The organism is Fulvivirga sp. (assembly GCF_040220315.1).
GTDB lineage: Bacteria > Bacteroidota > Bacteroidia > Cytophagales > Cyclobacteriaceae > Fulvivirga.
In genome coordinates, this window is sequence record NZ_JAVJUY010000219.1 from 1 (window position 1) to 6,763 (window position 6,763).

Annotated in this window: 6 protein-coding genes; all 6 read left to right on the forward strand. The window is 40.4% G+C overall.

The annotated features are described in order from the left end of the window. The coding region (locus RLO81_RS10710; RefSeq protein WP_350111258.1) for a 30S ribosomal protein S16 at window positions 1-784 on the forward strand (784 nt) is incomplete at its 5' end. An 11-nt stretch (window positions 785-795) separates the two neighbouring features. Then, on the forward strand, window positions 796-1,320 hold the full coding sequence (gene rimM, locus RLO81_RS10715) for a ribosome maturation factor RimM (protein WP_350111261.1): 525 nt from the start codon (window positions 796-798) through the stop codon (window positions 1,318-1,320). A 1-nt stretch (window position 1,321) separates the two neighbouring features. Continuing rightward, a complete protein-coding gene (trmD, locus tag RLO81_RS10720) occupies window positions 1,322-1,999 on the forward strand; it encodes a tRNA (guanosine(37)-N1)-methyltransferase TrmD (protein WP_350111264.1) in 678 nt (225 codons plus the stop codon). 87 nt (window positions 2,000-2,086) lie between these two features. Next, the gene (locus tag RLO81_RS10725; protein WP_350111267.1) at window positions 2,087-3,061 is read left to right on the forward strand and encodes a TlpA family protein disulfide reductase; all 975 of its coding nucleotides are present in this window, start codon (window positions 2,087-2,089) and stop codon (window positions 3,059-3,061) included. A gap of 125 nt (window positions 3,062-3,186) precedes the next feature. Beyond that, entirely contained in the window at window positions 3,187-5,895 is a 2,709-nt protein-coding gene (locus tag RLO81_RS10730; protein WP_350111270.1) for a DEAD/DEAH box helicase family protein, read from the forward strand. 165 nt (window positions 5,896-6,060) lie between these two features. Continuing rightward, entirely contained in the window at window positions 6,061-6,531 is a 471-nt protein-coding gene (locus tag RLO81_RS10735) for a hypothetical protein (protein WP_350111273.1), read from the forward strand. Window positions 6,532-6,763: the final 232 nt, after the last annotated feature.

The window sequence follows — 6,763 nt, forward strand, 5'->3', positions numbered from 1 at the left end:
CTATGATGTAGTGATAGCCGATTCCAGAGCCCCCAGAGACGGGCGGTTCATTGAAAAAATCGGAACCTACGATCCTAACACCAATCCTGCTTCTATCGTACTTAATGATGACAAGGCCTTTGACTGGGTCATGAAAGGTGCACAACCTACAGACACAGTAAGAGCTATGTTGTCATACAGAGGAATCATGTACAAGAAGCACTTACAGATCGGTGTGAACAAAGGTGCTATTACTCAGGAAGAGGCGGATAAAAAATTTGAAACCTGGATGGCAGAAAAAGAAGCCAAGATCCAGTCTAAAGTTGACAAACTAGCCAAAGAAAAAGCAAGCAGCGCCAAAGCCAGACTTGAAGCTGAGAAGAAAGTATCAGATGCGAGAGCTGAAGCCATTGCGGCCCGTAAGAAAGAAGCTGACGCTGCACTTGCTGCAGAAGTAGCTGATGCAGGAGCCAGCAAAGAGGAAAAAGCACTTGAAGAGGAAGCCCAGGAAGCTGTAGCAGAAACGGAGGCTAAGGCAGAAGCACCTGCTGCGGAAGCACCTAAAGCTGAGGAGGCTCCTAAAGAAGAAGCCAAAGCTGAGGAAGCTCCTAAAGCGGAAGAAAAGCCTGCAGAAGCTGAGGCTCCTAAGGAGGAAGCCCCTAAAGCTGAAGAAAAGCCAGCAGAAGCACCAAAGGAAGAGGCTCCAAAAGCTGAAAAGAAAGAGGAGGCTCCTGAGGCTAAAGCTGAAGAAGCAAAAGAAGAAGCTCCCGCAGAAAAAGAAGGAGACGACAAAGAAGCAAAATAAATGCTTTGTAAATGAGTTATGACAATTACTTTGAATTGGGTAATGTCGTCAAGACTCATGGCCTGAAAGGTGAGCTTATACTCCTGCTGGACGTAGACCAGCCGGATCACTACAAGAAACTGGAATCAATTTTCCTTGAGATCAATGGAAAGTTGGTTCCTTTTTTTATTCAGGAGATCAGTCTCCGTGGTGACCAGGCCCGGCTGACCATTGAAGACATCGATTCCCAGGACGCAGCAAAAGAGCTCGTTGGAAAAAGGGCCTTCTTGCCCCTTTCCGCTCTACCCAAACTGAAAAAAGGACAGTATTACTATCATGACCTGATCGGCTGCCAGGTATTTGAGCAGGAAAAGCTCATTGGGACCGTGCTGGAAATCATTGAAGCTCCCAACAACATGCTGATGAGTGTGGATCATCAGGGCAAGGAAATCCTGATCCCCATGGAAGAAGAGATCATGCTGTCTGTTGACCTGGAGCAATCGAGGATCCAGACTTCCCTGCCAGACGGCTTATTAGATGTATATTTAGATCCATGAAATGAGACTGGATATCCTCACATGCCTCCCGGAGCTGTTTGAAGGCCCCATGAACCAAAGCATCGTTCGTCGGTCAATGACCAAGGGCCTGGTAGAGATAGAGATCCACAACATCCGGGACTACTCCACGCACAAACAAAAAAGTGTGGATGACTATGCCTTTGGAGGCGGTGCCGGCATGGTGCTGACCATTGAGCCCATCGACAATTGCATCACCGCGCTTAAAAAAGAAAGAGACTATGATGAGGTCATCTACCTCACCCCCGACGGAGAAACCTTGAACCAGGGGATTGCCAACGGATTATCCCTAAACAAAAACATGATCTTGCTATGTGGCCACTACAAAGGTGTGGACCAACGCGTCCGTGACCACCTGGTCACCCGTGAGATCAGCATTGGGGATTATGTACTCTCCGGGGGAGAGCTTGCTGCCATGGTGCTGGCGGATGCCCTGATCCGGCTGGTCCCCGGAGTCCTCAATGATGAAAGCTCCGCCCTCACTGATTCCTTCCAGGACAACCTCCTGGCCCCACCCGTCTATAGCCGCCCGGCCGAATATAAAGGCTGGAAGGTACCCGACATCCTCCTCTCCGGCCACGAAGCCAAAATCGAGGCCTGGCGCCACGACCAATCCGTAGCACTGACCAAAAAGAAGCGCCCGGACTTGCTGGATGAGTAATTTTTCTTAAAATCCGTTAGATTTAGAGGTGATATAAGGTAGTTGTGGGAAATTCCACATTGCGTAAAACGCACATAAGAAATTATTATGAAATTCATTAAAACCGCTGTTTTCCTCCTTCTATTAATTTCCGTGAACAACTTACTTGCATTCACTTTGATTGTTAAAAGTGAGGATAAAATCAAACACCTGAAAATCGCAGAAAAAATCACAATAGATCCAATAGAAGTGGAGGTTGGTAGTAACGAAATTCAACTTGAGAACTATCCTAATGCGGTATATTTCATGCGACACAAATCGAACTCAAACTTCAATATTATTTCAATGATTTGGGTCCAATCTGAAACAAGTAATATCGAAGTAACAGTTGATCAGGATTACGATATAACCTTCACAAATTTGAGCGAACATCAAATTGAATTAAATAAGATTTTTGAATCCAGTAACCAATGGAGCTTGTTTCCTTATGAACCAAGACCAGATAAAACTTTGGAGCCAATTCTAGCATTAGAAGCAAAGTCAATCATCCAGAATCTTAAAGTTGTCACAGAAATATCGGTGCTTGAAAACCTTCTAGAAATTAGTCAACAAAGGAATATTAATAACTGGTCAACCGAAATTTTATCATCTCACTTAAATGACCCTGCGAACATTTATAATGACGGGAATTTGATTAAAATTCAAGCACTAGACAGTCTTAAAAATCAAATAAAAATAGCACCAAACAATAAGAAATATATGCTAATAGCAATTTCGGGTAGTTGGTGCGGTCCGTGTATCAAAGGAATTCCGGACTTAAGAAAAACATATGATGATGTTGGAGACAAAATTCTATTTGTTTCGTTGTGGAATGATCCTAACTTAAAAACATTTAGAGAAAACCATAAAGATGTAAAGCAGCTTATTTCTTGGCCCAGTCTTTGGGATCAACACGGAGTGATGGCCAGTGCGTTAAACACTAAAGCTTATCCATCTTATATTCTTTTTGACCCAAGTGGAAATGAAATTAATAGATGGGAGGGTAAAGCTCCTAAAAATCTTGAATCAGAAATTACGAATTAAAAGAAATTAAAACGCTCTATAACCCCGTTGCATCTCACAGTAGATTTAGCTAGTTTAGTTTTTCATTGCCTTGGTAGGGCCACGCGCCTTATTTTGCCGTTTGATTCAATTTAGAAACTGCCAGATTGAAAGAATTTCCAGAGAACATTATATTCAAGTACCCATGGAGAAACTATCAAAAGCGTGTACTTGATGAACTGGAAGAACACCTTGATGATAATCACTTACATGTAATTGCCCCACCTGGTTCTGGTAAAACAGTTCTTGGACTGGAGGTAATGACAAGGCTTAACCAGCCAACTTTAATTCTCGCCCCAACCATTGCTATTAGAAATCAGTGGGTAGAAAGATTTTGTGAATTATTCCTGCCGGCTGACCAACGACCAGAATGGATCTCTACAAGTATAAAAGATCCTAAACTAGTGACGGTATCGACATACCAAGGATTGCATGCGGCCTGCACAGATGGGAAGGAAGTTGAAGATGAATTTGAAGAGCTGGAATCTGAATCGTGCGAAGAAGACAATAGTTCTAAACCAACCAAACTGAATGAAGTAATTCAAGCTCTTGAAGGCGTAAGTCTTGGCGTCATCATTGTTGATGAAGCTCATCATTTAAAAAACGCATGGTGGGAGAGTCTCATCCAAATAAAGAACAACCTCAACACAACTATAGTGGGTCTAACCGCAACTCCTCCATACGATGTGTCCTATTCAGAGTGGTCAAGGTACCTTGAACTAAATGGCCCAGTGGATACTGAAATATCTGTACCCGAACTTATCAAAGAAGGTGACCTTTGCCCACATCAGGACTATCTAGTCATTTCAGAACCCACCGATAATGAACTTACAAAAATCAATGAATATCGAAAAACAACAAGAGAAGCCTTTGATTTATTCGCTCAGGATAAGAGAATCGTAGAACATCTCGGATCTACAGAACTTATCAGGACTCCTGAAACCCAACTAGATTGGATTTACTCTAACATGGGGTATTATTCTGCTATACTTATATTCTTAAATCACAATAAATTTCAAGTAGAAGATCACCATGTCAAGATTACTGGAAACAAGCTTTCACAGCTCCCAAAATTGACAAAAGAGTGGCTAGAAATACTTCTAGAATACTATTTAAAGAAGTTTGAGGAAGAAGATGATCAAGTCATTCAACATCAAAAGAGCGTTACACTTGTTCTGAAAAAGGCCGGATTAATGGAAAGAGGCCGAATCAATTTTATAGACGATTCGAAACTTGAAAAATTACTTACATCTAGCCTCGGAAAGTTAGAAAGTATTAGCCGTATCACTGAATTTGAATCTAAGAACCTCAAAAACGATTTAAGGCAAGTCATACTTGGAGACTTTATTAGAAAGGAATATTTATCAGACACTATCGACATCAATAAACTTGGGGTAATTCCAATATTTGAAAGTCTCAGAAGAAAAAAAATTGACGGTCTAAAAATTGGTGTTCTTACTGGTTCATTAATAATTATTCCTGAATCAGCAATTGGTAAACTAACTGAGGTAGCTGCTAAATATGGGATACATACTGTGAACACTCAACCTCTTCAATATGATTCAAATTATTTGATAGTTAATGTGAATGATAAACTGAGACACGATATAGTTCACATCGTGACTCAAACATTTGAATCCGGAGAAATTACTGTTTTAGTAGGAACAAAATCATTGCTGGGAGAAGGTTGGGATGCTCCTTCCATAAATGTACTTGTTCTTGCCAGTTTTGTTGGCTCATTTGTGTTGTCGAATCAAATGAGAGGAAGGGCAATCAGAACTGTTAGATCCAACCATGAAAAAACAGGTAATATTTGGCATTTATTATGCAGCGATCCAACTAGCCCAAATGGAGGTAAAGACCTTGAGACTTTGCGAAGAAGATTCAAAAGTTTTGTAGGGATATCGGAAAGGGAGATTAGAACTATTGAAAACGGACTTGGCCGATTAGTAATTCCGAAACCATTGGATAAGTCGGCAATCTCCGCTTTTAATAAAAGGATGTTTTCATCTGCTGCTGAAAGAGAACTATTGAGAAATCAATGGTACGAAGCAATTGGCAATGGAACCTCTCTGATTGAGGAAATCAAACTTCCATTTGAAGAAGAGGAAGACTATCAAACGCTTAAAAAACTCTATTTGAACAAGACCATAAAATACTTATTATTTGAACTAGGCTTGGGTCTAACATTTTATGCTCAAGAATTCCTAGAACAGCTCCCTAGATTAAGAGACTTATTTAGAACCCAGGATGGAAGGTGGTCTATTTTAGTGTTCTTCATTCTTGGGGCATTTGCTTTTTTCGGAAGGCAGCTTTTTATAGCCTTTAAATTATTTGTTAAGTATAGAGACATTTCTAAAGACATTCATCGAATTGGAAATTCCCTTCTTCGAACATTAGTTGATACTAAACACATTCAAACGGACATATCAAATCTAACTGTAGAATCTTCTGTCAATCGTTTTGGAGAGGTCTTCTGTCACTTAGAAGGCGGGACGACTTTTGAAAAAGCTGTCTTCATTAAGTCTCTTCAAGAAATTGTGACACCTGTGGACAATCCCAGATACCTAATAATTCGGCGGAGCACCTTGTTCAACATGATCAACCAAAGGGACTATCATTCAGTACCTGACATACTAGGTAAACACAAAACAATGGCAACCAAGCTAGCCAACTACTGGAATAAATTAGTTGGAAGTTGTACACTCATTTTTGCTAGAAATTCTGAAGGCAGGGCGATATTACTAAAAGCAAGATTCAACTCCCTGGCATCTGAATTTCGTGAAAAGGCGGAACGAACAAACAGGTGGAAATAACTAAGCCCAACAAAATTCATATAGCACATGCCACTACTGAGAGTTACTTTGGAACAGAATGCAAACTCAAATACTTTAGTGGATAAGTTTAGAGGCACATTCCATATCTGGACGTTGTGAATAATGAAAGTGCATGAAAAAATTTTATATACAGTATTAATCCTGTTGTGCTACACTTCAAATGCTCAGCAAACCAACCCCGACTATTGTGAACAATTTAGGTTAGCAATTGACTACATAAAAAAAGACAAAAACGCCAAAATTAGGTTATTTGCTGTTGATACTTTGTTGCGAAATGGGTGGAATTACAATATGTTCTCCACAGAATATATTGCCACAAAGCTTAATTTAAACGAGCAAAAAGTCATATCAGACAAATCAGAAAAAGCTAAACGACTATGGCAACGACTTGAAAATAATTCCTCCTTTTATGATGGAAAAGCTATTCTTTGCAAAGACATTAATACTAAAAGAAGAAAGTCAAACACCATATTTTCCAAATTAGATGATGAAACTTTATTAGTCAATCTCACTACTAAACGGGTAGGAAAAGAGGGCTCCAACGGAATAGCCTATCTATTTTTTTTCGACAAAAAAGAAATCATAAAAGTGTTGAAAAGTTCTTGGATTGAATAGGCACTATTATGAGTCTTGAGCTACCACCCATCCGCACATACGTGTTCTGCTATACGCATATGCTCTTTCCTTATCTAATCCCATGCGGACCAGGTTTTTGCGTTCACGGCTTTTTCCAGACTACGCGTCCGTCATGCCAGATACAGTAACGATGGCGATTCCTCAGCCACTCATCGAGTCCTTAAAGCTTAGCATGACTATTCCAGACGAATATTTTTCATCCTGGTGAAGT